Source organism: Nostoc sp. KVJ20, assembly GCF_001712795.1.
In the GTDB taxonomy this organism is placed as follows: Bacteria; Cyanobacteriota; Cyanobacteriia; order Cyanobacteriales; family Nostocaceae; genus Nostoc.
Genome location: NZ_KV757543.1, coordinates 32081 through 58502 on the forward strand (window position 1 = coordinate 32081; position 26422 = coordinate 58502).

The 26422-nt window shown below is 39.1% G+C and carries 42 protein-coding genes; 28 read left to right on the forward strand and 14 right to left on the reverse strand.

Going from position 1 to position 26422, the window contains the following annotated elements; translation table 11 throughout:
* Nucleotides 1–105: 105 nt before the first annotated feature.
* Nucleotides 106–510 carry a DUF4112 domain-containing protein gene (locus A4S05_RS01670; RefSeq protein ID WP_069068077.1) on the forward strand — a complete coding sequence of 135 codons (405 nt, stop codon included), beginning with the start codon at nt 106–108 and terminating at the stop codon, nt 508–510.
* 34 nt (nt 511–544) lie between these two features.
* On the opposite strand, the gene A4S05_RS01675 is transcribed toward A4S05_RS01670, so the two are convergent.
* Complete coding sequence (locus A4S05_RS01675) at nt 545–895, reverse strand: hypothetical protein (protein ID WP_069068078.1); 351 nt, start codon at nt 893–895, stop codon at nt 545–547.
* Between the two features lie 237 nt (nt 896–1132).
* Here A4S05_RS01675 and A4S05_RS01680 point away from each other — a divergent pair, with 237 nt between their 5' ends.
* The gene (locus tag A4S05_RS01680) at nt 1133–1780 is read left to right on the forward strand and encodes a hypothetical protein (RefSeq protein WP_069068079.1); all 648 of its coding nucleotides are present in this window, start codon (nt 1133–1135) and stop codon (nt 1778–1780) included.
* Nucleotides 1781–2046: 266 nt separating this feature from the next.
* Here the strand turns inward: A4S05_RS01680 and A4S05_RS01685 are convergent, their stop codons facing one another.
* Nucleotides 2047–2319 (reverse strand): GlsB/YeaQ/YmgE family stress response membrane protein, encoded by a 273-nt coding sequence (locus A4S05_RS01685; RefSeq protein WP_069068080.1) that lies wholly within the window; start codon nt 2317–2319, stop codon nt 2047–2049.
* A 493-nt stretch (nt 2320–2812) separates the two neighbouring features.
* Between A4S05_RS01685 and A4S05_RS01690 the strand changes: the two genes are divergently transcribed.
* The 8 genes from A4S05_RS01690 (at nt 2813) to A4S05_RS01725 (ending at nt 8353) form a co-directional block, all read left to right on the forward strand.
* On the forward strand, nt 2813–3061 hold the full coding sequence (locus tag A4S05_RS01690; RefSeq protein WP_069068081.1) for a helix-turn-helix domain-containing protein: 249 nt from the start codon (nt 2813–2815) through the stop codon (nt 3059–3061).
* A 124-nt stretch (nt 3062–3185) separates the two neighbouring features.
* Complete coding sequence (locus A4S05_RS01695; RefSeq protein WP_069068082.1) at nt 3186–3674, forward strand: hypothetical protein; 489 nt, start codon at nt 3186–3188, stop codon at nt 3672–3674.
* Nucleotides 3675–3889: 215 nt separating this feature from the next.
* A complete protein-coding gene (locus A4S05_RS01700; RefSeq protein ID WP_069068083.1) occupies nt 3890–5236 on the forward strand; it encodes a hypothetical protein in 1347 nt (448 codons plus the stop codon).
* A 207-nt stretch (nt 5237–5443) separates the two neighbouring features.
* Nucleotides 5444–5785, forward strand: a complete 342-nt coding sequence (locus A4S05_RS01705; protein WP_069068084.1) for a hypothetical protein — start codon at nt 5444–5446, stop codon at nt 5783–5785.
* A gap of 60 nt (nt 5786–5845) precedes the next feature.
* Nucleotides 5846–6196, forward strand: coding sequence for a hypothetical protein (locus A4S05_RS01710; RefSeq protein WP_069068085.1), 351 nt, complete (start codon nt 5846–5848; stop codon nt 6194–6196).
* 68 nt (nt 6197–6264) lie between these two features.
* A complete protein-coding gene (locus tag A4S05_RS01715) occupies nt 6265–6687 on the forward strand; it encodes an EVE domain-containing protein (RefSeq protein WP_069068086.1) in 423 nt (140 codons plus the stop codon).
* A 92-nt stretch (nt 6688–6779) separates the two neighbouring features.
* Nucleotides 6780–7487, forward strand: coding sequence for a hypothetical protein (locus tag A4S05_RS01720; protein WP_069068087.1), 708 nt, complete (start codon nt 6780–6782; stop codon nt 7485–7487).
* Between the two features lie 95 nt (nt 7488–7582).
* Nucleotides 7583–8353: an endonuclease domain-containing protein gene (locus A4S05_RS01725; RefSeq protein ID WP_069068088.1), complete on the forward strand. Its 771-nt coding sequence runs from the start codon at nt 7583–7585 to the stop codon at nt 8351–8353.
* Nucleotides 8354–8514: 161 nt separating this feature from the next.
* Here the strand turns inward: A4S05_RS01725 and A4S05_RS01730 are convergent, their stop codons facing one another.
* Nucleotides 8515–9399 carry a pirin family protein gene (locus A4S05_RS01730; protein ID WP_069068123.1) on the reverse strand — a complete coding sequence of 295 codons (885 nt, stop codon included), beginning with the start codon at nt 9397–9399 and terminating at the stop codon, nt 8515–8517.
* 70 nt (nt 9400–9469) lie between these two features.
* Here A4S05_RS01730 and A4S05_RS42915 point away from each other — a divergent pair, with 70 nt between their 5' ends.
* Entirely contained in the window at nt 9470–9598 is a 129-nt protein-coding gene (locus A4S05_RS42915) for a hypothetical protein (protein ID WP_256090781.1), read from the forward strand.
* On the opposite strand, the gene A4S05_RS01735 is transcribed toward A4S05_RS42915, so the two are convergent.
* Together A4S05_RS01735 and A4S05_RS01740 are read right to left on the reverse strand one after the other, a co-directional pair.
* Entirely contained in the window at nt 9567–10118 is a 552-nt protein-coding gene (locus A4S05_RS01735) for a hypothetical protein (protein WP_069068089.1), read from the reverse strand. The two genes, A4S05_RS42915 and A4S05_RS01735, sit on opposite strands and share 32 nt — an antisense overlap.
* A gap of 267 nt (nt 10119–10385) precedes the next feature.
* Nucleotides 10386–10997: a hypothetical protein gene (locus tag A4S05_RS01740; protein WP_069068090.1), complete on the reverse strand. Its 612-nt coding sequence runs from the start codon at nt 10995–10997 to the stop codon at nt 10386–10388.
* Nucleotides 10998–11400: 403 nt separating this feature from the next.
* Between A4S05_RS01740 and A4S05_RS01745 the strand changes: the two genes are divergently transcribed.
* A complete protein-coding gene (locus A4S05_RS01745) occupies nt 11401–11880 on the forward strand; it encodes a hypothetical protein (protein WP_069068091.1) in 480 nt (159 codons plus the stop codon).
* Nucleotides 11881–11986: 106 nt separating this feature from the next.
* Here the strand turns inward: A4S05_RS01745 and A4S05_RS01750 are convergent, their stop codons facing one another.
* From A4S05_RS01750 to A4S05_RS01770, 5 genes are all read right to left on the reverse strand, one after another.
* Nucleotides 11987–12322 carry a hypothetical protein gene (locus tag A4S05_RS01750; protein ID WP_069068092.1) on the reverse strand — a complete coding sequence of 112 codons (336 nt, stop codon included), beginning with the start codon at nt 12320–12322 and terminating at the stop codon, nt 11987–11989.
* A 4-nt stretch (nt 12323–12326) separates the two neighbouring features.
* Nucleotides 12327–13412 carry an AAA family ATPase gene (locus A4S05_RS01755; RefSeq protein ID WP_069068093.1) on the reverse strand — a complete coding sequence of 362 codons (1086 nt, stop codon included), beginning with the start codon at nt 13410–13412 and terminating at the stop codon, nt 12327–12329.
* Between the two features lie 120 nt (nt 13413–13532).
* Nucleotides 13533–13787, reverse strand: coding sequence for a Nif11-like leader peptide family natural product precursor (locus tag A4S05_RS01760; protein ID WP_069068094.1), 255 nt, complete (start codon nt 13785–13787; stop codon nt 13533–13535).
* Nucleotides 13780–14013: a hypothetical protein gene (locus A4S05_RS01765; protein WP_069068095.1), complete on the reverse strand. Its 234-nt coding sequence runs from the start codon at nt 14011–14013 to the stop codon at nt 13780–13782. The genes A4S05_RS01760 and A4S05_RS01765 overlap by 8 nt, the downstream gene beginning before the upstream one ends.
* Nucleotides 14014–14049: 36 nt before the next feature.
* The gene (locus A4S05_RS01770; RefSeq protein ID WP_069068096.1) at nt 14050–15090 is read right to left on the reverse strand and encodes an HNH endonuclease domain-containing protein; all 1041 of its coding nucleotides are present in this window, start codon (nt 15088–15090) and stop codon (nt 14050–14052) included.
* 272 nt (nt 15091–15362) lie between these two features.
* Here A4S05_RS01770 and A4S05_RS01775 point away from each other — a divergent pair, with 272 nt between their 5' ends.
* From A4S05_RS01775 to A4S05_RS01830, 12 genes are all read left to right on the forward strand, one after another.
* Nucleotides 15363–15671, forward strand: coding sequence for a hypothetical protein (locus A4S05_RS01775; RefSeq protein ID WP_069068097.1), 309 nt, complete (start codon nt 15363–15365; stop codon nt 15669–15671).
* A 52-nt stretch (nt 15672–15723) separates the two neighbouring features.
* Entirely contained in the window at nt 15724–16674 is a 951-nt protein-coding gene (locus tag A4S05_RS01780) for an HNH endonuclease (RefSeq protein WP_069068098.1), read from the forward strand.
* Complete coding sequence (locus A4S05_RS01785) at nt 16671–17522, forward strand: AcrVA2 family anti-CRISPR protein (protein WP_069068099.1); 852 nt, start codon at nt 16671–16673, stop codon at nt 17520–17522. Before A4S05_RS01780 ends, A4S05_RS01785 begins: the two co-directional genes overlap by 4 nt.
* A 180-nt stretch (nt 17523–17702) precedes the next feature.
* Nucleotides 17703–18083, forward strand: coding sequence for a hypothetical protein (locus A4S05_RS01790; RefSeq protein ID WP_069068100.1), 381 nt, complete (start codon nt 17703–17705; stop codon nt 18081–18083).
* A 78-nt stretch (nt 18084–18161) separates the two neighbouring features.
* Nucleotides 18162–18374: a hypothetical protein gene (locus A4S05_RS01795; protein WP_069068101.1), complete on the forward strand. Its 213-nt coding sequence runs from the start codon at nt 18162–18164 to the stop codon at nt 18372–18374.
* A gap of 6 nt (nt 18375–18380) precedes the next feature.
* A complete protein-coding gene (locus A4S05_RS01800; protein ID WP_069068102.1) occupies nt 18381–18611 on the forward strand; it encodes a hypothetical protein in 231 nt (76 codons plus the stop codon).
* A 63-nt stretch (nt 18612–18674) separates the two neighbouring features.
* The gene (locus A4S05_RS01805) at nt 18675–19121 is read left to right on the forward strand and encodes a hypothetical protein (protein WP_069068103.1); all 447 of its coding nucleotides are present in this window, start codon (nt 18675–18677) and stop codon (nt 19119–19121) included.
* A 35-nt stretch (nt 19122–19156) separates the two neighbouring features.
* Nucleotides 19157–19396 (forward strand): hypothetical protein, encoded by a 240-nt coding sequence (locus A4S05_RS01810; RefSeq protein ID WP_069068104.1) that lies wholly within the window; start codon nt 19157–19159, stop codon nt 19394–19396.
* Nucleotides 19397–19407: 11 nt separating this feature from the next.
* A complete protein-coding gene (locus A4S05_RS01815; RefSeq protein ID WP_069068105.1) occupies nt 19408–19917 on the forward strand; it encodes a hypothetical protein in 510 nt (169 codons plus the stop codon).
* Entirely contained in the window at nt 19883–20179 is a 297-nt protein-coding gene (locus A4S05_RS01820) for a hypothetical protein (protein ID WP_069068106.1), read from the forward strand. Before A4S05_RS01815 ends, A4S05_RS01820 begins: the two co-directional genes overlap by 35 nt.
* Nucleotides 20180–20219: 40 nt before the next feature.
* On the forward strand, nt 20220–20723 hold the full coding sequence (locus tag A4S05_RS01825) for a hypothetical protein (RefSeq protein ID WP_069068107.1): 504 nt from the start codon (nt 20220–20222) through the stop codon (nt 20721–20723).
* Nucleotides 20724–20796: 73 nt separating this feature from the next.
* Complete coding sequence (locus A4S05_RS01830; protein WP_069068108.1) at nt 20797–21156, forward strand: hypothetical protein; 360 nt, start codon at nt 20797–20799, stop codon at nt 21154–21156.
* Between the two features lie 228 nt (nt 21157–21384).
* On the opposite strand, the gene A4S05_RS01835 is transcribed toward A4S05_RS01830, so the two are convergent.
* The 3 genes from A4S05_RS01835 to A4S05_RS01845 all read right to left on the reverse strand — a co-directional run bounded on the left by A4S05_RS01835 (nt 21385) and on the right by A4S05_RS01845 (nt 22969).
* Nucleotides 21385–21837, reverse strand: coding sequence for an Hsp20/alpha crystallin family protein (locus tag A4S05_RS01835; RefSeq protein ID WP_069068109.1), 453 nt, complete (start codon nt 21835–21837; stop codon nt 21385–21387).
* A 341-nt stretch (nt 21838–22178) separates the two neighbouring features.
* Nucleotides 22179–22394: a hypothetical protein gene (locus A4S05_RS01840; protein WP_256090782.1), complete on the reverse strand. Its 216-nt coding sequence runs from the start codon at nt 22392–22394 to the stop codon at nt 22179–22181.
* An 8-nt stretch (nt 22395–22402) separates the two neighbouring features.
* Complete coding sequence (locus tag A4S05_RS01845; RefSeq protein WP_069068111.1) at nt 22403–22969, reverse strand: hypothetical protein; 567 nt, start codon at nt 22967–22969, stop codon at nt 22403–22405.
* 301 nt (nt 22970–23270) lie between these two features.
* Here A4S05_RS01845 and A4S05_RS01850 point away from each other — a divergent pair, with 301 nt between their 5' ends.
* From A4S05_RS01850 to A4S05_RS41280, 3 genes are all read left to right on the forward strand, one after another.
* Nucleotides 23271–23618 (forward strand): hypothetical protein, encoded by a 348-nt coding sequence (locus A4S05_RS01850; protein WP_069068112.1) that lies wholly within the window; start codon nt 23271–23273, stop codon nt 23616–23618.
* A 195-nt stretch (nt 23619–23813) separates the two neighbouring features.
* Entirely contained in the window at nt 23814–24029 is a 216-nt protein-coding gene (locus A4S05_RS01855) for a Nif11-like leader peptide family natural product precursor (protein ID WP_069068113.1), read from the forward strand.
* Between the two features lie 121 nt (nt 24030–24150).
* Complete coding sequence (locus A4S05_RS41280; protein ID WP_176726891.1) at nt 24151–24390, forward strand: hypothetical protein; 240 nt, start codon at nt 24151–24153, stop codon at nt 24388–24390.
* 805 nt (nt 24391–25195) lie between these two features.
* On the opposite strand, the gene A4S05_RS39945 is transcribed toward A4S05_RS41280, so the two are convergent.
* Nucleotides 25196–25390: a hypothetical protein gene (locus A4S05_RS39945; RefSeq protein WP_141699622.1), complete on the reverse strand. Its 195-nt coding sequence runs from the start codon at nt 25388–25390 to the stop codon at nt 25196–25198.
* Nucleotides 25391–25704: 314 nt separating this feature from the next.
* On the opposite strand from A4S05_RS39945, the gene A4S05_RS01865 reads away from it, so the two are divergent.
* Nucleotides 25705–25893 carry a hypothetical protein gene (locus A4S05_RS01865; RefSeq protein WP_069068115.1) on the forward strand — a complete coding sequence of 63 codons (189 nt, stop codon included), beginning with the start codon at nt 25705–25707 and terminating at the stop codon, nt 25891–25893.
* Nucleotides 25894–26422 lie beyond the last annotated feature (529 nt).

Consider the following 26422-nt stretch of genomic DNA (forward strand, 5'->3'; position numbering starts at 1 on the left):
TTAGGCAGTATTGGTGAGATTTTTATTCATACCTGTTCTTTCTGAAGGTACAAGACAAATAACTAAAAATGGTGCATTTTAAAAGTAGTGTAAATATCGTAAATTATGGACGCTGCCAAACGCCTTGCTACTCTAAATCGAATTCGCAAACTCAGCCGATTGATGGATACATCAATACGTATCCCGCTAACGGGTTTTCGCATTGGAATAGACCCAATTATCGGTTTGATTCCCGGTGCTGGTGATTTAATCAGTACAGCGTTTTCAGCTTACATCATATTTTTAGCTACCCGCTTCGGTATCCCACGCCAAGATTTAGCCAAAATGATTTTTAATGTTGGTTTAGAAACAGTAGTGGGTACTGTGCCTTTAGTAGGTGATTTATTTGATGCTTTCTATAAGTCCAACATTCGGAATTTAGCAATTTTAGAGCAACATTTGACAGTGGTTGAACCAAAACTTCAAGAAGTGTCTGATGAACTTTACTCTCGTGAGTTAAGCCAAGTTTAAGTAAGAAAGTAGATAGAGTTTTCCAGAAATTGCCCTACACAGTATCATCCATCCACCCACATTCCGGGCAATCCCAATGCACCCTTGAGGTGTAGTTGCGGTCAAACTCATATCCGCATTGAGGGCATTTGCCAGTAAACATAGGATGGGTATCTAGCAGTTCTAGCTGTTGCTGTTGCGTCAATCGCTGCTGTGGTTGCAAAATTAGTTCGCCGTTGTAGTAGGTTGCCCCTTCCGGTTGCCATAGCTCCTCTACTTCAGCGTTGGAGTCAAGTCGAAAGTCCAAGCAGCTATCCCCCTGTGGCCCTGCTGGGTGAACGGCACAGACGAGGTGGGGATTGTGTGAGTAGAGGAGACAGCGATCGCACTCTGGGATTTTCGGCATAGTACTAGTTTAATTGCTACAGCTTTAACTCAGGTTCAAACTGAAGTTAGCGCGTGGTCGCAGCGTGTTTTGGATATGTCGGGATTGTTATCAGAACCAACGGTGATCTTAGCCAGTAATACTTTTTGCTTGATTGCGCCAGCCTATTTACCAAAGGTTGTGCATGAGCAAATCAAGAAGTGGATGACATGATAAAGTACGCAAAATACTTTGATTATGAATGACTGAGGAAAGATAGTGAGTACAACAGCAATTATTGTTGAGTTTTTAGTAATTGGTTCACTAGCACTTAGTACAGTTATATTTATTATTCTTACACTTCTGAAAATTAGTAATCTCGGCTTTTTATTAAAAATCCAAGACTTGTCATCTGCACTGATTGTAATATTAACTCTAGTTTCGTACTTCTTTGGTGCATTATTAAATCACCTAAGTTTTCCGACATATTTATTCATAATAAAATCACTTAAATCAACAAATAAAAATAAAATGTTAATGTTTTTAGCGAATTTGAAAATTGTTAATTATTTGTTGGAAGATGGGCAGTTCTGGCTAGACGATGGACAATTTAAATTGGACAAAATACGTTTTTTCATTTTCGAGAATGGTTCAATTAACCTTATAGAAAGACTTAAGTATACGCAAAGTTTATTGAGGTTATTTAAGGGTGTAGCTATAATTACACCATTATTTGGCATTAGTTTTTCTATTTGGTTGTTTACTTGTCTTAATCAACGAGTAACTGCTTTAATCCCAACAGGTCTTTGTTTAACCTTGTCTTTGCTATCAACAATTGCAGCCTTTATTCAGGATAAAGATTATCGAAGAGAGATGACAGCAGCGAATGAGATTATTCATGAGAAATTATATTTGAGTAAAAAGTAAACTCCTAACGCACAAAGGCAGGATTAGTTAAAAAAGCTCTTTTCAGTATCGTAGTTTACCGCCGCAGGCATCGCCCCAAGGTATTTACTTCTCAATTTCCTCTCTACAAGCGCCGTAGGCATCACTTGGACGGCATCGCACTCTAACAAAAGAATAGCGCCCACCTAACTATAGGTAAGCGCTACTCTTTTAATTTAAATTCAGGGAGAAAATATAGTGAAATGAGTTCCCTGATTTTTACTATTAATTGATTCCAATTTAATTGATTACACAGCACTGCGACGATTTAGCAAGTTCCACAAGAAAACAGCGACAATTGCGCCAAGAACCGCTACTGCAATACCAGGAATGCTGAGTGTGGGGGCGGCTAATGTCAAGGTTCCTGTACTGAAGAATACACCCAAACTACCACCAACAAAAGCACCGATAATTCCTAATAAGATTGTTCCGAGAATTCCGCCACCTTGATGACCGGGGTAGATAGCCTTTGCAATAGCACCAGCAATTAGACCTAAAACAATCCAAGCAAGAATATTCATTGTTTTTATTTGATAAACGTTTTTTATGCGACAAATACACAATAGCAATCCAAACATTGACATTCAATCTATCAACAGAACCAATTATTAATAGCCTTGAGGATGAATGCTGTTACTTCTGGTGATATACCCACTAAATCCAATGGATAATCAATAAAAAAGCTCCTAGTAGGTCTAAAACTAGGAGCTTCGTTTATTCATTGCTTGATAATTGCAGTATATATATTTTTAATGATTTATCTCATCTACTTTAAGAATTAAGCTCCAGTTGAAAGCAGATACTAAATGCGATCGCTGTTGAGGTACAACTTTTCCTCTAAGAATTTCAGTTCAACATCACTTAAAAAACTTGCCTTCATTAAAGCAAGAAATTTTACTATAAAAACACAAATTGCGCGTATATACGGATGGATGCTTTGCTTAAGCATCGCTACTATGTAACAAATCATATAGCATCTGCTACTTAAGCAAGTGAATCAAGTTTGAAAGTTAAATGACTATCAAAAAACCCTTGGCTATCAAACAGCCAGAGGTAGGGCAGATCATTCATGATTTGCGGCTTTTAGCTGCGCTTACGCAAGAACAATTTGCAGCCACTGTAGGCGTTACTTATACCACGATTAACCGTTGGGAAAATGGACGCTCAACGCCGTCGCCGATGGCGATGAAGCTTATTGAGCAGAAGCTTGATGAGATGGGCGCTCAAGGTCAGGATTTGTTGGCTAAGTATTTACCGAATTAGTTGTTTGCTCAGTTTTGGTGTGAGCGATCGCAGTTCGTCTGGTCGATGTCTTCGGCAATGATGCGAGTGCAACTGTAGATGTGAAATAGAAATAAGCTATCAAACTGACAAATTTAGGATATATATGACATCTCAAATTCCAGATACATTTCTATATCAGGGCGAAAAATACGAATTAGTTGCTTTAGATGGGGAAAGACTAATAACCCCTCAAGATTACGGTATGAAGCCGCAAATGCTTCACACAGCTTGCTATCGCGGCTTTTACTCCACTTATGAGATTACCAACGATGGCTTATTCCTTACAGAAATGGTCATTGGTGAAGTCGAAGAAGGACACAAATCAATACAAGGCATCATGCCAAAATTGCCTTCTCAGAATAGTCATGGTTATCCGACTTATAAAGGATTAAGGCTTATTACACCTTTTGCCGGAAGAATTAGGCTAGGCAAAGATTTTATTCAAGAGCTATATGTTCACATGGGTTATCAAAAACCTACTGCTTATGAAACACTTTTAGAATTCGCTTTTGAAGTAGGTAAGCTAGTGTCTATGCAAGACATTTCAGATGAAAATTCCAAAAATAGAGGTGCTTTTAAAAAAATGTTTTAAACTGGCGACCTCATACAAAGTATTGAAGAGTCTTTTTCTCTAGATATTGAACTATTGAACTTGAGTAATCGCGATCCACTTTAATATGGCCATCGCTCTCTGTTCTTAGAGGACAAATGAAAGATGCGATCAATCTCTCTTACCCAATTCTTAAGGGAAATTCAGTATAAATTCACGTGACACAATGTAAATATAACCGTTAAGGAAAGGAAAATATGACAGAAATTATACCTGTAAATCCTACAACAATTCAACTGGCACCGCTACCACAAAGTATACTACCAGCTATCAGTCAATTTATTACGGCTTTGGGAATTCCAAGAGAGGTATTAGCAAGCGAGGAAGAAATTGAATGTGCTTGGAGAGATTTACCTAGAGAGTTGCGTAGTATTCCTAATATTAATTTAAAAGGTGAGCTAATTATTAAAATGTGTATTGCAGTAAGCGTAGGTCTTTTTGATAGCGCAATTAACTATGCTTGGAATGCTGCTATCTTGCAGTTAAGAGAAAAAGTGAAAAATTTCGGATTGGAAATAGTTTCTCAAATTCTTTCCAAAAATTTTGAAGAAAAACATCTATTAGAGCTTCAGGACTCTGAACTTTTAGATATTTGTTTGAAACTCAATCTTGCAACTGAAGATGGTTATTTTTTCTTAGATCAATGTAGAAGTACTCGTAATAATTTCTCGGCAGCGCACCCAACAATTGGACAATTAGATGATCGTGAGTTTATCGTATTTCTAAAGAGGTGCGTAAAGTACGCTCTAGCTGAATCTACTTCACCAAGGGGTATCCATATTGGTACTTTCATTTCTGCTGTCAAAACATCTAGGTTTACAGAAGGACAATGTTCATTATGGTTGGAACGCATAGATGCAACTCATGATGCTCAGAGAGATTTGCTGTTTAGTATGATTCATGGCATTTATTGTGATCCAACTACATTAGAGCCTGTGCGTTTAAATATAATAGATTTATGCCTTCCTTATAGCGAAAAATTCACATCATCTATTCGGTCTAAGCTAATTATTCAACATTCAGAATATCGAGCCAAGGGTGACATACAACGATCTGCAATATCTCAACAATTTTTTGACAAAATAGGTCTGTTTACTCTTCTTGATGATTGTGAAAAGCACACTATTATATCAAAAGTACTTAATCAACTGTGGAACGTTCATCAAGCATGGAACAACTTCTATAATGAACCACCATTTGCAGAGCGATTAGCAGAACTATCTAAAAAAGGTTTATTACCAAAAAATATACAGGAGGAATTTGTTGAAAAGGTAGTTGGTTGCTACATTGGAAACGGACATGGAGTATCTGAAATGGCAAAGCCTTTTTATGAGGAAATGATACGTGAATTTTCACCAAAAGAAATTCAACACATGGTTGAAATTACACGTAAAAATTCTTCTATAGTCGCACGTCGAATAAATAGCGAATCCTCATGTCGTATCAAGTTTATACAAGCTCTCAAATTAATTGATGCTTCTAGCGTACCTGATGCAGTTAGAGTTAGTTATGAAAATTTAATAGGGATAAGAAGAAGTTATTAACTAGATATACCACTGACACCAAGGACTAATATTATGAAATTATTTTCCTATGAAGCATTTGACAATAATCAAGCTTAAAAAAAGGTATTAAAAGCTATATCGCTGGTGTAGATGGCAGTCCTAATTATACTTTATTGAGAAATGCGATCGCTCCTTCCTTCTTAGAGTAAATACCAAGCATTCGTTTAAATATAAGAGAGCATAATTATGGATGAAATTGTTAGTAAATTAGCAGGCGTTGGATTACCAGCCGTTGTACTTCTCATCACAATGGCATCAACTGGGTTAGCTGGTGCTGCTGCAATTACTGCGGCATTAGCCATGTTAGGGCCAGGCGGAATGGTGGGCGGTATTGTATTACTGGGAATAATAGGTTTAGCATCAGATGCACTAACCAAATATGGATTGACAGCACTACTCCAGGGAATTTACGAAGAGAGAAGGAGAAGAGGTGAATCATTACAAAACCTATGTAGAGAAATTGATGGTTTACCAATTACTAATGAACTCAAATTAGTTATAAGGAACCATATTGGTTGCTCTCGTTAATCGGGGTAAATTAGCATCCGTTCAGAAACTTAAGGGTATTGATATTACAAGGAAAGTGCAATGTTTAAGCATAACAAAAACTTTCATACGGTCAAAGGAAATGGAATTATTATTTTACATTCCAACCATTTAGGTGATGTTGTAGAGGTTAGCATCAACCAAGAAAAACGTCGATTTTACGGTATTCGAGAAGATGGTAACTTGATAGAACATGACGGTGATTGTGGAAATGATTTTGCTCAACCTGTAATGCTTTATAAAATATACTATTGCTTTGAAAATGACACTTGGGGAGTAGGATATCGAATTAAAGATACGAAAGAAAAAAAGTGGATGGATGGTTTTAAAACAGCTAGAGAAGCTTGGTTATATAGAGAAGCATTAATTGCCGATGGTATAGCTAAAAGATAAATAAGAATCACGTACCAAAAGCGATCGCCCAGCCCACCAAATTCTTAGAGGAAATCTACCAAACAACAGTGGCATACTGGCTGTTTCAAGGCAACCCCAAGTATTACCGCATCATAGACGGCATCCGCGACTTTGAGCAGATGCCCTGGCTTGCAACGCGTTATGCCAAAGACATGGCTCCTGGTGATGGAGTACTGATTTGGAAATCTGGAGATAAAGCAGGGATTTATGCGATCGCAGAGATTATCGAATCCTCTAAGAATATCGAAAACCCTACTGATATCGGCTATTGGATTGACACTAGTCGCGCCATGAATAAAACCTACTCCAAAATCCGCTTTACCAGCAAGTTGTTAGACAAGCCACTGCTACGCGAAGACCTCAAGCTTGACTCTGTGCTAAAGACCTTGATGGTGATTCGTCAGCCAAACGCTACAAACTACAAGGTTACACAACAGGAATGGCAACGTGTACATGAATTAAGAGGATAGCGATCGCTCATTCGTAAGGAAAAACTAACAGTAGAGGCGATCGCACCCCAGATAATTAAGTAAACATTGCAACAAACTAGATAATTATTTATATGAGTGAACCTATTTCATTAACGGTACTTTTCGGAGCTTCTAAAGGATTTATTGACATTTCCATAAGACTAGCTAAAGCTTTAAAGCTAATAGAATCTATTGAAAGTAAACTTGACCTTTTGACGCAGGTAGAATTTAATGCTGCTTGGAAAACACTTTTTCATGCGTGTAATTCTAGCTCTTCTGATGAACAAAAGTCCGTTCTGATTAACAATGCCAGGATTGGTTTTACTAAAGCTACTTGTCTTGAAAAAGGTGAGCGGCTTTTTTATACTTACTTAGGATTAGCAATTTGTGATTATTTACTTGATGATATGAATAATGTTAAAACAGCTTTAATAGAAGCTGCAAAAATTAGTATATACAAAGACATTTATCAACAAGAAAGAGATTTATCTCTTGGCTTTAATAAGTATGGCATTAATTCCATTATAAATAGTTATAATCCTGGAAATATGTTAAATCTCATAAAAGGTATATTTGCATATCCATTGCTTTTAGCACAAAAAACAGAAATTCAAAAATATAATAAATCCAAAAGTGATTTGATTCACCATATTTTGAGAAAAATAAATGCTGAACAACAAATGATTATTATGGTAACAATAACTAATCAACCAAGCGTTATATTTACAAGTTTAGAATCAAAATCATTGGAGTTAATAAATTTACAAAAACAATGTATAGAAATAATAAGTAATATTTGATTTTCAATATTTAGCCATCACTTCGCTCGTCATAGGCATAGCTTCCTCCCATTTTTAAGGGAAAAGTACACAAGCAATAGATGATAGTAAAAAATATGAATGTTGTAACTCAAGAGGTAAAGACTAAATTTAACCCATCAGGAGACGAGCAGAACCTTGATGAAAGCGCAATTGTATTAAAAAGTTCTAGTTTACCCTATTTTATAGAATTACGAACTTCTTCTTTAATTGATTATATTTTAAAAATTTACTCAAAAAGTAGCTTTACTAGAAAAAGTATTAATGACTGGTTAGCTATAAGAAGTAAGTCAGGATTTTATAAAGAATTAGCTCCTAATTTACATTTAGCATACGCTGACCAACGTGATGGACATAATTCAAAACATTGGTGGACATTATTTTTTAATGAGCATTATAAAGAAGATATATTGAATAATATAAAAATTGAAATATCTTCCGTTAAAAGTAAATATTCAAAAGATGATACTAATGCCCAGCATCAATGGGGTGGCTTAAATTTTAGGTCAAGAACAGAAGTCAGAATAGCACACGCCTTACATAGTCAACGACTTTTATTTTTTGCTAACAGCCGGGCTTATATGGATTTAACTGATTTACCTATTTCTAACATTGATAATAATCAATTAAAAGAAAGAATAGAAATAGATTTTTTAGTTTTCTATAAACAAAAGTGTATGATTTTGGAAGTTGATGGAGAACATCATCAGCAAGCATCACAAAAAACCAGAGACTATAGGAGAGATAGAGTTTTATTACGTGATGGGATTCGGACTGTTAGATTTAATGCAAATGAATGTTATAACCATCCTTTAGAAGTCATTACCGAATTTTTAAATCTTTTTTAAAATAGGTAATTTTGACACTCACACCTGCATAGGCTTCTTGCACCGCAGGCATCGCCCATCAGAATTTCCCAGCCGTGTTGAGACAGCATTAGGTAAAGTGGCAGCAAAAGTACTTTAATTGGTAGCAGAGCGATCGCCCACGCCCACCCTCATGACTGATACTAAAAGGGATTGGCCTCTGTCACTACTTCTGGTAGTGGAATCAACTCTGTTTCATCTGGCACGTTAGCAAAGCGGCAGTCTCGCCAATCGGCTTTTGCTTGCTCTATTCGCTCTTGTCGGCTAGAAACAAAATTCCACCATTTGTAGCGTGTACCCAATGGTTCACCACCAATAACAATACACCGAGCAGCAGCAGCAGCAGAAACCTTGATTTCACCCACTGGTTCTAGGATAGCGAGGCGATATGGCTCTAGCGGTTGCCCATTAATGCTTAAACCTTCTGTGACGCTGTATACTGCTCTCTCTGAATAATCAGTGGGGATAGTAAAGTGAGCATTGGCAGACAGCACCACATCTAAGTAAAGAATAGGCGAGAAAACTTTGACAGGTGAGGTGTAGCCATCTGCAACTCCTGCAATGAGTTTGATGATGGCACCATTCTTTTCCCAGATAGGAAGAGTTTGGGCAGGATAGTGAGCAAAGCTTGGCTCGGTTTCTTCGTATTCCACAGGCAAGGCGACCCAGGTTTGAATGCCATGAATGGTAGCTTCATTTTGACGATCAATGTCGGGCGATCGTTCTGAATGTACAATCCCCTTTCCCGCCGTCATCCAATTCACAGCACCCTGTTGAATTTCCTGCACAGTGCCTAAACTATCGCGGTGCATCAAAGCACCATTAAACAAGTAAGTTACGGTGGCGAGATTGATATGCGGATGTGGCCTGACATCGATGCCTTTGTTGGGTGGCAAAACAGACGGGCCAACATGATCAAAGAAGATAAACGGCCCAACCATTTGGCGATTAGAATATGGCAAACTGCGACGGGCAATAAACCCACCCAAATCTTTAACTTCAGGTTCAATCAATTGCAGTATTGCCATAAGTGATGGGGGGTGATTGGTGAATGCTGGAATCATTATAAGTAGATCCACCAGCAAAAAGCTAACCTTTATGAGTTATCTGTTTATGCGATCGCTCTCTCCATCAACAGAGGAAAAGTTAAGGATGCGTAGTTTACCAATCGCACTCAAGCCTAAAAATCAGCAATTCAACCAAGATAAGAGTATTGTGGCGGTTTGATTTTCAATAATTCTGTCCAGTATTTTATAGCATTATCTTTGGTGGTTTTAAAATCACGTGATTTATGGACTCTGCCTATTTCCATCAAACAATATGTCAATTTAATAGCAGTAAGTAGGTTAATCCATCCCACCGCTTTAAAATGTTGTAAAAACAAGTGAATAATAGTTTGTAATTTTTGTTTATGACGAAAATACATCCACCATTTCATTTGATGTATGGCGATACTGGTTTGATAAACTAATGTAGTTTCTACTTGTGTTAATTTATCTTTAACTTGATGATAAAACTGCATTTCTTTGTCAAAATTACCTGCTTTCTGAGCTAAAACAGCATCATCAGATAATTGATAAGCCTGACTAATTAAATTACCTGCCGTTTCTGCCTGCTGTTGAGTATAACCAAGTTTCATATATATAGTAGCTGCTGCTGATGCCAATTGGGCAAACTCCTCAGCATCATGTAACCAATAAATTTGGGCTTGTAATTCCCCTAGTGTGGCTGCTAAAGTCTCATTCATATTCAATCTAACTTTTCCTATAAGGGAATCTGGTAGTGATTGACCATAGCAGTATTTTAGGTGTTAAGGGTTTCCTCTAAGAAACGGAAAAGAGCGATCGCCCCAATCAAGTGAGGAAAACCCAGGAGTAACCTGACGCAGACATCGCTCCTGTTGAATTTACCACTCGTTTGCAGACAGCATTAGGTAAAGTGGCAGCCAAAGTAATTTAATAGGTAGTCAAGCGATGGCGCAGAGCGTCTACCATAAACAGTTTTGATGGTTGCCCTAATATAGCGTGTGTAACGTTCCAATCCAAACATCTCCTGTTTTAATAGCAAAGTACCTATCACCATTCTGAAGAAAACCTGACCTGTAAGCTTTTTGTTTGATTTTGTTAATTTCTGCTTCACTTAGCTGGTCAATCTTTTCATAAAAATAATTCTCTTCAACGTGGAGTTCCCACTGAAAATTTTCGAGACTGAAGTTGTGAATTTTATATTTCTCAAATGGAAACGCTCTCTTTTCGTTGCTCTTTGTAAAAGTATTGTTATATCCAACAATCCAATCTCCAGTTGCTGCTACAACTTGAGAGTTAATAAAATGATGCTCAAACAACCATATTTTTAAGTAAAAAGGCTCTCCCGACTCCTGAAGTGTTTTATGCCAATTTAAATAAATCTCTATTAAAGCCTCTAGTATTAATCGGTTGTACCAAATGGGAGGATTTCTTCTTACTAAGCGATACCAGGGGTCAATAGTGACCTTGACATAATCTCGTTGAGACTTGTGTAATTTGGTTACATCTAGGGTGAGATTGTAATTCTTCCAATAGTTAATTTTTCTAATCTGTTTTTTCCAACCTCGAATCTTTTTTTTATTACTGTACGGGTTTGACATGGCAATTCTACAGGAGCTAACTAATCTACTACTGTAGTATGTATATATTTGGCTTTGAGTTACTTACTTTGTATAAACCCGAAAGCGATCGCACATTTACTATTTATTTTCTAGTACATTACTAGCCAGTTGTGGCGAAGCGATGACCGAGCGCTGTGAGTTGGCTGCTGAGTTCTTCTACAGCGTTGGGTCAACAACTGGCGATTTGTGACTGTTCTGTTGATATCTCATTTAAACTGCAATTCAGAGATAAGTTATGCCAAATTGCCAGAACCTTGAAACATGGCGGTGTAACTTCAACTTTTTCTTAGAGGAAAGCGTAAGCGCAGCCCCTTAAAGTAAACATCGCCACCTCACAACCCCAAATCCTGCTAAAATCCCTGTATTCAATACAGCAACTATCATGTCTGGCAAAGGATTTGGACAACCCCAACCCACCAAAATCGATAAACTTGTTGAATCTGCGGTGCGTTATTGCCACAAGCGACACCCAGAATCATTAGACCAAATTTTTGACAATCTGCCTGTTAAGCTCAACCAGCAAGTGTTAGATGGTACGGTTGCAGCTTTAAAAAAAGACATTGATAGTCTCAGTTGGCTGTGTGGTTACTTTGCATCCGAAATTAACAGCACTTCAGACAACGATAAACCCTACCATCCCATTACCTTGTTATCAAAACTTTTGATTAAATCGGGAATGCAGCCATTCGTTGATTTTATGCCCTACATTGGTTGCCGCATTTCCATACTCAACAACGATAAATTTGAAGCACTACCGCCTAGAGTGCAAGCAGCAGTCAAAGAAGCCTTTGATGTGGTAGAAACTAGTGGAGAAGAGGCACAAAGGATAAATGAGGCATTGCTACGTGAGTTGGAAGTGTAGTAAATAATGACATAGTATAACTGCCGGATGAGGGTAGGCATCGCTACACAGATTTACGTGTTTATTGATATTAGGCGTTAATGTGCATCTCTATTTATTAAATATATTAGTTGGATTGGAATATTGTGATAACGGTATCATGCCAAATAGTAATTTCTTGAATAGTCTGATTGATTTTATCTGTATCACTGCTGATTGTTTCTAAATCCAATAGACAATTCACTAAAAATCTAACTAAATAAGTCAATTTTAAAGCATTATCAAATGCTAGATTTGGCATTATTTTTTCAATAAGATATATTGATTCTTTAATGATATTCTCTATTGTTGGGCTTTGACCTTCTTGTAATAAAGTTTGTATTGTTTGTAAATTGCTAACTAAATTATCTAAATTCGCTTGAGCTTCTTGTCTAAGTAAAAAGGTTTGTGTAAAATCGTTCATAAAGTTATATTTTAGCAGGTTCTAGCAAAACCATTAAACTGTTTTCCCATTCATCAAAGAACCCATCAGGCCATCGGTCAATTCTGCCGTCTTTATCAATGCGTGGTGAGAAAACTTTAATAAAAGCTTGACCTTGGTTTTCTTGACGTTGAAAGTAATGTAATTGCACATCTTCCGACTCAATTTTACCACCATGCACCGCAAGACGAATACCGTTTAAAATCTGGTCGCTATGAGTTTCTACCACAACTTGAACGCCACAATTAGCAGCCAATGCTAACAAATTACCCAGCTTTGTTTGTGCTTGGGAGTGGAGTCCGGTTTCTGGGTGTTCAATCAGAATTAACGCACCCGGACTGGAGGCAAGGATTGCCACGATAATTGGTAAAACGTAGGTAATGCCGTATCCAATAGGGTCACTAAATTTCAAGTTAACCCAATCTATATCTAGATGTGCATTAACTTGGATGCGTAGACCAGAACTTATTTCTCCCATCCATGCTTCAACTTGTTCTATCAAATTTATTGATTTTGCTTGCGGGTGACTGAGTTGGGCGATGGGGATTGGTTGACTACCGTATGTATATAGAAAATGTGCTGTATATTCGCCTTCAGCCCCAATTTGTTTAAGTTCTCGCGCTTGGTAATTTAAGATTCCTGATGCAACTTTTGCACGTTCTGATTGAAGGTGATAAAGTTGCCCGTTGAAAATGCTTGACTGATAAATATCGGCATCAACAGAGTTGAATCCACTCTCTAAAAAATTTGCTTCTCTCTCTAAGGAGTTGTAGTTAAAGTGCCAAATTCCTTTAGTTCCGTTTTTTAAACTAAGCTCAAATCCTACATAGTCTTGTGTGGCATTTTCATACAAAGCGTCCTTTGCTGTGCCAATATTTACCAAGTTCCCATTGAGCAATAAACCTGTGTTTTGTAGTAAATTTTGCTGGTAAGATTGATGCAGCAATGATAGTGCTTGCAATACAGAAGATTTCCCAGTGCTATTATAACCAGAGAGTAGGGTAAGCGATTTGAATTCAACTAATTGATTCTCAAATGCTTTAAAATTTAGTAGCCGTAATGAGCTAATCATTAATAGTTAAAATATAGATGAACATATTGCACAAGCTGCTAGCCCTAACCTCAGCCAATGCTTCCATTAAAAGCGGGGGGCGATGCCTATTGTCTACGCTGCTTTCCATTTCAATATCACCTACTCTTCGGACACAGCTAAGTTTTGCTCTTGCATGATTGGTGTCATCAAATGGAATATCTTCGTTAGCCCCTGGTGCAATGATTCTTGAGAGAAGTTATAGCCATGTTCAACAGCCATAGTTATGATTGCAGCGTTATCTTTTGCACCCATTGCTTCCATCAGTTGGTCTAATAACACTTTATCTTGGAGGGCTGCTGCCAAAAACTCCATAACTTGTAGTTCGCTTTGAGCAGCATTTAGTGACTCATTCATTTTTAGACTCCTCTTGCCGAACCTCTACCACAATAACATCAAACCCTTCCCACTCCTGGACAGTAAACCCCTCTGCGGTTTCCTCTGGATACCGCCGTGCCATTTCTTGCCATGCAGCTTCTTCGTTGATTGCCCAGATGTAATGCCCCTGTCGTTCTCTAATGTCATCGCGCCCAGTGCAGTCATGAGCATAGAGAGCATTACGGGTGCAGCGATATTCGCGCATATTTTTTTTTGGAAACCAGACGTTGCACCTGCTATTTTAGAACGTTACTGGATATTCAAACTTTGATTTCCAGCCATTATTGCTTCCAGTTCCTGAAAGTGTTTGTGCTGTATTGTATATGGACTGCAAAAAATCGTGCCGTTTTTCTTCCGTGTTACCCGTTTGTTGAATAAGCGTTTCGCGTAGAGGATGGTTGCTGGTAATCAAAAATTCGTTGCGATTGTGCAGGCGTTCTAAATATTTGGTGTCAGGGAGCCTATCAAATTTTCCCCCTTCGCCTCGGTTACATTCTGTAGATGACAGCACCAAATTCCATACACCATCGATGTTTGGTATAAATTCGTTCAAAGAGTGAGGAAAGAAATGGTCTACATCGGTTAGGTTTTTGGAACCTGCCTCAATCGAAATATCTGCAAATGAGTAAAAGCACTTACCTTTTTGGTAGCCGTTGAGGGCATCCCGGCATGAGGTAATATCTACCCGCCGCTTGCCTTCGCCAAATGTAAATAGCAACTGTTGGGCTGAGTCGTAGTTTACAGTTAGGAGATTGCGTGAAATATCTAAATCCCAAGCAGTTTCTACAAGTTGCCACCTCGCATCTACTTCCGGCAATAAGTTATGAAATTGCTCAGTTTCTAATAACTTAAATAATTCATCCTTAACAATAATCTCTTTGCGATTCCTGGGCTTGTGGTAAAAGCTTACGGGTACTTGTCCAGAACCAACATTGTGGAACGCACCCAACACCACATCAAATCCTTTGTTCCTTGTTATCTCAAGCAATTCGTTCCGTGCGATCGCACCCGCCTTAAACTGTCGGCACGCCTCAATAAAAGGATACGGGCGGTCAGTTTTTTGATGTTGCGTATCACACCTCTGTATGTGTTCAACTACATAACGTGAATACGGTTCTGCTAACTCTTCTAAGGTGATGGTAGTTTTACCCTGCGGTGCTAATTCTAACAATGACTTTGCCAACGCAAATTTATAACACGCAACGTTTTTACCAAACAATATAATTGCCCGCCAGTAATCCTCTAACTTCGGGTCAATCGCCAGAAACTTTGACTCGCTCATTGTATTTTTAGATACTCGTTACCTTCGGCTACAGCCTAGCTTCCGAGTGACTAAAAACACCTCGGTCGCATTACGGTTATCGGTGTTAGTTAGCTAATGGTTTGTTGTAAACTATGCAGGTTGTAGCTGCACGCTCATCATGACTCATCGGTATCCATTCAGCACAATTCACCCAGCCGCATATTACGGACAGCGTGTAGCGGTTTACTTCAACCTGCATTACCACGTCTTTTCACTCAAGTCAGGGGGAAAAAGCGGGTCGCTGCTAACTCATGCTGGGGTGTGTCAAACTAACCAATGCGGTGTTTGAGGTTGAGCGCAAGGGACGAGAACGTGCGATCGCTCAAGGGCGCAAAAATGTCCACGCCTATGTTGTGGGTATTTTGCAGTTTTTACAGTGGGAGCAGCTGACTAATGAGGCTGTGCGATCGCTCATAGGATTAGGCTACCAGCGAGTGACATATAACTTGCATCCCGACCACCCACTGTTTTATTGCAAAGATGTAATGCCTTATACACCAATAACTACTGCTAAAGCGGTTATTTTAAACAATAAAATTGCTCTAGCTCTAGTTGAGTAAATCAGTAAGAATTTGTGGCAGATGGCAAACGACCTATACAGTTATTTGAATAATGACGAAAAACCTCGCCTACTACGTCAATAAGTTTGCCAATCTCAGGGTATCGCGTTCTAGTGGGGTTGCACCGAATAAACCTATTTTGCTGCTATCAATTATCGAACTGATCAGCCAAGGGGAGATTAGGCAAAATCAAGTTCCTTTATCTGCTGAACTCATCGCCACATTTCTTAAACTTTGGAGCCACTTAGAACCAGTACGCAAACCAGATATTGGGCAACCGTTTTTTTACCTTAGAAGCGATGGCTTTTGGCATTTCCAACCCAATCTCGGATTTGAATTAACGGTTACATCTAAAGCAAAAATTGTTACTCCTGGGGCTATTCGGCAGGCAGTTGAGTACGCCTACCTTGATGATGAACTCTGGTCACTGCTGCAAAACGAGAGCGAACGCACTGTACTAACCCACACACTCATTAATTCGTGGTTTAACGAGCGTACACAAGATATCGAGTCATTATTACAAGTCAACGCCTTTGCTGAACTACAAGACCAGTTGCAGCGCAGTGGTGGCAAGGTCTATCAGCCAGAGGAATTAGAAGATGAGCAAGCTGTAATTGTCCGAGATGGGGCGTTCCGCAAAATTGTAGTTTCAACTTACAACCAACGCTGCGCGTTTTGCGGGTTACAAATACTCGATTCACTTAGTCAGAACATCGTTGATGGCTCACACATCAAACCATTCTCCCAGTTCTACGACGACCGCATTGATAACGGGCTGTCACTGTGCAAAAATCATCACTGGGCTTTTGACCGCTTCTGGTTCACCATCAACGACGATTACACTATCATCGTCTCTGACAACCTGCGGGAAGATTCACCCAACGCCAAGCCGATGCGAGAATTTAGGGGCGATCGCATTATCTTACCAAGCCAACAACAGTATTATCCTAGAGTTGATGCAATGAGATGGCATCGCCAGGAGTTCTTAAAGCGCAGCGCATGAGCAAAAAACCTAAAGGTTGGTTTAATCAAATTGTTATTCGTCCTACCTTACCTGTGGATGGTTACGAAAGCTATGAGAAAATTTGCGGTTTTGTTGCAGATATTTATTACTCTCAGGAGGAACAAAAACTACTCCACCAATTAAGAACTAATCCCGCAGAATCGATTTACATCACCCTATACACCTTGTTTAAAGTAGGTATTGCCAAATGTCCGGCATATTGGGTGAACAAAGACTTGCTCGAAGCACTCATGCAATCGGTTTTAACTGTTGAAATTGACAGTTTAAACTGGGCAATGAAAACGGGAATGTTTATGTTGCCCAAAGGTGTGATTCTTTCTCCTGAAAATAGGAGCGTTGATGCTATTTTTTGGCATTACGATAGTGAAGCTAATATCCTTTATTGGGCAGCAACCGATGGTTCTAGTTCCTTTTGCCGTCGATTTAAACTTGATGCACAAAAACTTACTTATACCGATTCTGAAGATATTGACCCCAAGGTAGTCAAAGGATTTAATGAATATCTGCACTCAATTTTATTGCGATTAATTTTGATAATGGAGTGCCGCCCGGAACTTGTAGACAAAGAAAGCGAACTAGTCAGGGTGAATAAAGGTTTTGGCAAAGCGCAAGCGCAAGATTTTTATCAACCACTTTGGCTTGGACTTGGATATCGACTCAAACGTGAAGAGACGCAAACTAGTGAAAGCAGTGGCGGTACACATGGTACTAAGAGCGTTCATTGGAGACGCGGATTCTTACGTAATCAAGCTTACGGGGAAGGCAGACAGCAAAGAAAATTAGTCTGGATTGAGCCAGTTCTAGTAATGGGTGGGAAAGAATCATAATTATGTCAGACTCACAAAAGCGATCGCATTCAAAGAGCAATGAAAGCCTTGCGCTGACATCGTAAAAATATATTTGCAGATGTTAGTGAACTCAACACAGAGATTGTAAATACATAGTTTACTATGTAGAATATTAAGAGTAAGCGATCGCACATTCTGACTATCCCCATTAAAACCATTATGAAACTGCAACGTATCGAGGCAGGTGAATATCTTACTCCTGATGGTAGGTTTTATGTCCGCAATACTTACTATTCCAACGGTATACCCGGACGGAGTAACACAAGTTCGGGGTGGTTAATTGAAGATAAAAGCGGGGCAACTCCGTTTCAAAGAAACCATCATAAAAGTAACCTGCGGCGAGTAGATACGCTGACAGAAGCGAGAGAAATTATCACTCTGGTTATAGAGTGCGATCGCAAGGAGAAGACATTACTCAGTGCCGGATGGTGTAAGGAAGACAACCCACAACAGCCGGGAGTTTGTTGGCTATCTCCCTATACTGGCAAGTTGTTAACTAGAAGTGAAGCACTACTGGAATTAAGTTTGATGTCGTCATGAACAATAATCTTACGATTTACAGCGAAATTGATGAGTATATTGAATTTCTCAACATTACTTGAATCAAGTTAAAAGACAATGGATAGACAAAAACTCTTAAATTATGCTCAGAATTTTGGAGCAGAAGCTAGGGCTAACAATCGAGCTATGATTCTGACCAAAGATGATAGAGAAGATTTAATATATACTCTTGGCGTATCAAATTGGGGTGATATACCAGAAGATTTACGTCAAGAACTACAAGCAGCATTTATTGCTGGCTATGAATCTGAATCTAAAAACTATATTTAACATGAAATGACTAATGCACAATCCAAAATAGATGAACTTTTTAAGCTTCTTGAACCACTTAACAAAACCCAAGGAGAGCATTCGGTAAGTGTAACTTTCTATCCTGGCGTTAAAGGTGGAGTCATTAACTTTATGCTGGACTGGAAAACTTTCATTGGGGAGAAAGAATTTGACGATATTGACGAGGCAATAGAATTTGCATACTACCTTCAAAAAAAAGCCAATATTAATTATTAATAAGTGATAAGTTTACCGATAGATTAATTTTTAAATCACTTCATCCAATTTAGTAGAATAAAAATGAACACACTAGAACTAAAACCAGGGGATAAAATTGGAGTATTTTTTTACGATGACAAGCGTGGCACTAAAGCCGTAATTGAGGAAGTTACACATATTTCATCTAGTGGTACAATTACTCTCAAAAATGGCACTCGCTACAACCGAAATGGAAGAGAAGTAGGTGCTTTGGGCGAGGGAACTTATTTATGTACCACAGAAAAAGCTCAAGCTGTCATAAAGAAAGCAGAACAACGTAAACAACAAAAAGAAGAAGAATATAAGGCATACATAGCATCACCTGAAGGTAGACGTGATAAAGCTGCGGCCTCAGCAGTAAATGCTGCTATTAAAGTACTCAATCAATATGGCTGGTATGCTGATGTTGATGGTCACATGGATGCTATAGAATCAGAAATTGAGCAAATTATCAAAAAATATGTCAGCGAACACGAACCTACAAGCTAAAAGTTCAGTTATTTAATCAATTGAGGTTAAGTTTTATGTTTGAGCCAAATGAAGAGGGAAAAGTCAGACTGTACTTTACAGAAGAGAAAATTTGCATTGGTTCCTACAAAGAAGTAGAAAAGTACGAGCGAGAAACCAAAAACAGCTATTGGGCATCTGAGTTTTTTAAACTACCACCAGACTATAACCCAATTGATAAGACAGCAGATGAAATTAAGTTAGCTGTGAGAGAAGTACTTTTATCAAAGTGGCTGAAAAAAAGCTTAGGTCTGTGATTTAACCTTATATGTACTACGGATATCGTTGTTATACCAAAGAAGATAAACCTTTAGGTTGGCTATATACATTTAGTTGTGATACTGAATATGCTTGGACTAATAAAGATTTACATTTGTGCAAGCGCTGGAAAACTGAACGGGGGGCAAAAAAACATTTTGAACATTACAACAACCGATGGCAATTCAAAAGTCAAGGAGGCTATCTCAAAATTGAAGTGATGCCAGAGTTTTCTGAATCCAAGTCTTCTGCTAAGTCTAATCAGCAGCGATGGAATGAAGCTAATCGTGATGTACTTTACCAAGCTCAAGAAAATTACAACCAGAAGCGCCCTATAATGTCATTTCGTCCAAAAACTGAACTGTTGGAATGGCTAGAAGAGGAGCGCAGGTCAGATGAAGATGGTGAACCAGAAAGTGATGCAGCACTTCTAAATCGGAAGTTAGAAAAACTAAAGAATTTAGAACAACAGGGATTTTCAGACAATGAAAGCAGAAGAATTAAAAAATTTAATTATTAGTATTATTCAAGAAAAGCCTAGATTTTTTGACCATGTTTGTACTAAAGATATCAAAGCTCTGCTACTAGAACATTATAATATTTCTGTAACTGAGAAAATGATTATTAAAGTGATGATGCAAGTCGTAGAAGACGGGGTAAGTAAATTTGGTGGGGATGGTTACGAGTGTGGGGATGGTAGTACACTAACATGGGCTGATGAACACGCAGTAGCTGGGTCAAAACTGACAGGGGTTCATAAGTATTGGTGGTTTAATATTTAGTTTAAATTAATTTAATTAATATTAAATAAAGAATGTAATAATGAATAATCTAGACCGTCTGCTAGCAATATTAAAAGAACAAGCAGACTTGATTGATAAACTTAACACCCGTTCTAACTACCGTTATAAAAGTACACAAAGGCTAGTTTTGGATTATGGTAAACCTTTTGTAACCAAGGTAAAGTCACCATTTAAAGGTGAGCCTAAATTATGCTTTAAGAACTGTTTTCAAGCTTTGTGGAAATACCCAAAACTAAGTTATTGTGAGGGTTTTGGTTATGATGAAGACGTAGATTTAGTAATATCTCATGCTTGGTTAGCTAATGATTCTCTTGAAGTAATTGACCCTACATGGATTGGAGAGAGGTTTAAAGATAGTACTTATTTGGGGATAATCTTCAATAGAGAATTTGTTATGGAAATGGCGGAAAAAACTAGAAGTTATGGAATCCTTGATAGTGACTATATGAATGAACACCAACTTAAACGAGAAGGATTTCCGCCTCATGCATTACTTCATAAGCAGGCGATAGATGCTCAATGATTAGTGCGATCGCTCCTCACCGTGAGGAAAGGAGCGTAGGCACAGCCAGATGTAGGCATCGCATCCTAACTTTATGGACTATTTAGTGGGTAATGTCGGTAATAACCTGATTATATTCCTGTGGTTGCCTGTGCCAAGTTCATTATTTGGTAATAGTAAAGAAGTGATTGGCAGAATTAGATTATGGACAGACGGTGCTTCTGTTACTGATGTTGGTCATGTGCCGGAAGGCTTGGGCAAGATGAAGCTACAATCCCAATGGGATGCTGTGCCACGAGAAAAACGACCTCATTTGATGCAAAGTCTTTCATATAAATCATTAATCCCTGTTCCAATTAACTGGTATAGCAACTTGCGGGATACTTGTAAAATTTCTAATTCGTTAGAATCACTAATAGATTTAGCACTTTTCAAGTGGTTGGCAAGAACTTAATCTCAATACCACACCGTTTTAGCAGTAATTCTTAGAGGAAACTTGTAGAGATGGGATATAGCTGGTAGACAATGGCGCAAAGCGATCGCCCCCACACCATTCTTAGAGGAAAACCAACAGCGTAGGCGCAGCCCCTTAAAGTAGACATCGCATACAAAAAAGCCCAGTCATCTCACAACTGGGCTTTTAGCTATCTCAATCAATCAAAGGAGGATTAGTAGTTTCAAACTATGCAGCAGGTTGTTCTAAATTAACCTTGACAACTTTGTTCTTTTCTTGCTCAGTTTTTGGCAGTATCAGATTCAAGATACCGTCTTTATAATCTGCGGTGACATTGGTGTTTTGAACCTTAGCAGATAGAGGAATTACACGTTGGAATTTACCATAGTAGAATTCACTTCTTGTAGTGCCATTGTTTTCGGTTTTAGTTTGGGACTTGCGCTCACCACTAATGTGAACAGCGTCTTGGGTGACTTGAATATCTAAGTCTTTAGCTTCCAGTCCTGGCAGTTCTAGTTTGAGATGAATCGCATCATCAGTTTCTTGTAGTTCAGCCGCCGGAACTCTGATAAAATCTCTGTCAAACCGTGCAGATGGTACTCTGGTATCTCCAAATAAGCCGTTGATGTGACGTTCTAAAGCGTTCAATTCTTGCCAGGGGTTGTAACGAACTAGTGCCATAACTTTTTCTCGGAAAAATTCAGCTATTGTTTAATCGTTTTTGCACTTGGGTTTGTGCTTATGTATTTATAATAAGTATGCTTAAAACTCCTGTAAATTCGGTTCTCATCACCTCATACAAGGATGATTACCGCACTAAAGTAGACCTAAAATAAGATTACGGTTTACTCGATTTTTGCGGTTCGGTAAACCAGAATAAGAACTATTAATGTCACTAATAATCAACTAATAAATCTGCTGTTGAAGGGGATAGTACAGTTAGGCATTGCTTATATTTCCAAAACAACAATCACACTCGCTTTACTCGCTTCGCCATCGCACTCTTCAATAAGCATTTCGATTTAGTCATCAGGAAACTGCCAAGATGAAATACTTTCTACATCTTTGCTACTGCATTTAATACAAGTAACATCAAATGCTGAATCCATCCACTCATAATCGCAAGCACGACAATGACAGAAAATATTATTACGGTTGGCATCTTTTATACCCTGATGCCATTGCTGTAGTTGGTCAGGATTTTTAAAAGGTAAATTATCAGACATTTTAATCACCACGAAACACCCTACTTAAACGGCTGCCCCCACTGCTCCCAATTCTCCTTGTTAAATGGACTACGCCACTTTTGAATCAGGCTCAACTCTAGCGCCTGCCGTGCGCGTCGTTCAACTGGAGCATCCCACCAAAAACCAATATTAACCGCCGTCTCTATCTGATAGCGATAATGTAAGTCTTGGTAACTGCTGATGTAATCCTTGCAGCCATGAGTCCCACGCCAGCGTTTGTTACTCCGCTTAGTTTCCCCAACATAAAGTAGCAATTCAGCAGCAGAATCAATCACAAAATACAAAGCTGCTTGACCAAAATCATCTGGCATCCGGTAAAAAGCCATTGGTTGTAAATGCAGCTTAAACGGGTCTATCGTCTCTGGGTCACAGTGTGTCGGGGCTAGGTCAAACAGTGTTGCTTGTTTTGGTGCTTGACTTTTTCTCACTAGCTGCTGATAGTCAAAGATTTGCGCTTTCCACTTCAGCAGTGCATCAGCACTCATCACCAGCGCCTCTGCTCTACGTGCTGGTGTGGGTTTTATGTTGGCAAATAGGTTTAGCTGATTATTGGGTTCCAAGGTCATCACAGGCAGTTACTTTCCCAGTAGATTATCCCTTACAACTGAATCGAGTAAACCTGTTAACGGGTTTAGGCGATCGCATTTTTTGAAACCGGAACCGGAACAATAAACTTATTTTTGCGCCCAAACCTGCGTGACGCGAGGGATGCAAAATATTGTTGTTTCGTCAGCAGCCAATGCCTTTATTTGGGCAATCGTCTAGGTAACTCACGGGGGAGCAATAGCACCTGCTACTACTGCCACACCTGCCAAGGTTGCACCCATCAAAGAAGAGATTGACTGGCAAGCCAAAACCGATGCTGAGGTGTGGGGGAGCAAAGCACCGGGGGCATCTGTAGAAAAAATCCGTAGGTCTTATCAGGCAATCTGTCTTTACAACGATGCTGTGGCAACTGGGGACTCAGATCGCTTGGCTGTGACTAACCAAGCACTTAGAGAGTTAAGCGGCTGTAACGGCTTGGTGGTACGCGATTGGATTGAAGCTCACAAAGATGAGGTGATTAGCCACAATGCAAAATTCGGTATGGAGAACAAGAAAGACCCCAGCAATCCTGCCAGCTATGCCAACAAGGGCAAGGACACAGATAAAATTCTGTTGCTGATAAATGAAGAGTTCCTTAGTGGTGAAGGCTTTAAGTCAGGGAGAAGCTGAAACGGATCTGGAGTAGGATAATGATTACTTATCAGAACGTGATTTATTATAAGCAAGATTCTGATAAATGAAGAGCAGCGCGTCGCTATAATCATCTTTCCCCCGAATCTTGATACGCTTGTGCTGCTAGTCTTAAAAAATATACTGCTGTTTTTCTTTATATTACGAGTAGCTAGCGAGGATCAAATTTTAAATATGGCTTTTGAGCAAATCGAAGCATTTTTAAAGAAAATGCAGTCTGAACCTGAACTTAAAAACGAGGTGCTTGCAGCACCAACCGCAGATGATGTTGCGCGAATAGCACTAAAGCTTGGTTTTGAATTTTCAGGTGATGAATTATTGAGAATGTCAGGTAAGAAAGTTGGCAGCATTACTGTTAGAAAAACTGATCTTCCTGGAGAGTACAACTAGGGGTCACGCGAGAATTTTTGAAAAAGGCAGAAGGCAGAGGGATGAATAGCGATCGCTTTTAACTTCCTCCCAGGATGAGAAATAAGCCGCGTAAATGTGGTGAATGGGCAAATATCTCTACATGACTTCTACCCACAGGCGACAACATCGCCAAACTCGCCGCCGCCCCCAACACCTGCTCATCCGTTACTTCCAGATATCTTTGCAACTGCTCCCTTCTTTCGATGCCCCGAAATTTCCTAAATTATCCGCAGTGGAATGGAACTTCTCGACAACATTTCCCCCAGCAATAACCGGATTTGATGAATTTCAACCTGTAGTTACTGAAGATCCGATTGGGGACAACTCTGATCGCATCTAGCAACAGAACCTAGTACATCTAGCTCTTCACACCAAATAATTTTTCCCACTGCCCTCTAGAATCAATTTTTAGAGGGCTTTTTATTGTCTATGCTAGCTATGCCAATAAAGGAAAGGACACAGATAAAATTCTGTTGGCTTCAAATGAAGAGTTGCTTAGTGGTGAAGGCTACCGCAAGGCTAAATCTCACTTGTTGGCTCTGTTTCATTTTTGTTATGCAAAAGTTTGTGTGGATTAATCACAGCAGCGTCGCGGGAGCTTTATCACTTTGCAGAATCAAAATGCAGAACTGAATTAAAGTCTAACCGAAATATTTTCCTTTACAAACTCAGTCATAATCCCCACTAAGTCTATGTAATTAGTGGGTTTTAAATTGCGAAATTGTATACCAAATCACAATTTCTCTAGGACTGTTCTAGGACTAGTCTGCGACTGCTCTAGGACTGCTCTACGACTGCTTTAGGGAATCGCTTTCAGCAATTACTAATTTCTCTACGACTAGTCTACGACTGTTCTACGACTGCTCTACGACTAGTTTGGGGAATCACTATTTTTTGTCTGCAAAAATTCTTCGATTAGAGAATAAAATAAACGTACCCACTACGCTTATTTTGGGTAACTTCAATTTCAGCCATTTTTGCATTGCTTTTGAAGCGAAAAAATGAAAATTTGGGATAAAAAATTATTTTAGCAGTGTTAGGTGGGATGGTTGACGCGATTGCAATCAGCTAAAACTGACTACAAAAAAACGACAAAAGAACGACAAAAGCAGATCAAGTTTCACAGATGGAATGACAACGCTCATTCACCCAATCCCTAATCTCCAATGTCTAATAGGGCCGCCAGGGGAGTAGAGCGTAGCATGACTACGGGCGATCGCCTCTTCCCCAACACCCAATGCCCAATGCAAAACTGCTTTAGGCGATTTTGGTAAGGCGACTGTTAGCAGCGATCGCGTAGGGGATAAAGTATAGGTCGAAGAAGGTGGTTCGGCTAGCAAGAACCGCAGGCATCGCGGCCATTCATTGTCTAAGGCATTCTTCTAACTACTGCTGGGAGCAAAATCAAGAGCGGTGGCTTTAAGGTCTGAAGGGGTTCTGTTATGCGATCGCGCCGTGGTCAATTAGAGGGAGAGAAATTAGGCAGTCAGGATATTGAGTCACGCACAACACTGATCTAATTCTTTTTTTTTGACTGCCACAAATTGGTAAACGCTAGAGAGATTGTCGGAAAGAACTTCGCATACGAACTAAAAACTTACCCCAATGGCAGAATTATGGCAAAAAAAAGGAATTTCAGAAAATTGGCTAAATTATGGCATTTGAATGGCATCCCAATGGCAAATTTCTGGCAGAATTAAGGATTTCTAAAAACTCATTTCTCAACAAGCTCAGACTGTTGAGAAATGGATGTAGTTTTGGCTCAATTATGGCAAATCAATGGCATTTGAATGGCTCAATTATGGCAAATCAATGGAAAATGCCAGGATTTCAGGATTTTTAAATGTCGCAGTGATATTATGCTCCGAGAAAAGAATAATATGATTTTTTGACGCACAGTACGCCAAAAAGTTTGGAAAGTTTTTTGAGCTAAAAATCAACAATCAGCCAAAAATTAGTCCCAGAAAACTACAAAAGTACTACAAAAGCGACTGAGGTTTTACAACGCTTGTGTCCAATCAAAGCAGAGGTCTAGAGCAGGGGAGGCAGGGGAGCAGAGGAGCAGAGGAGCAGAGGAGGAAAGAGTTGATAGACAATTAGTTCTTTCCCAATGCCGAATGCGGTCGAGCTAGAGGCGAGAGATTCAGCAGTGGGGGAATAGGAACAAGCTAGAAGCGATCGCCTTTGGCAAGCTACGCCCGTAGCCAAGCCAAGAATTGAGATTGGGGATTTTGGTTTTGGTAGTTATAGTCTGGTAGTCATAATAGATTTGGTAGTCATGATAGTTAATATCTATTTATATAGAAGGCGTGACTACGGTATCAGAACTTGATACAAAATGCGGCTATTCTCAGTGGTGACTACCAATTTTG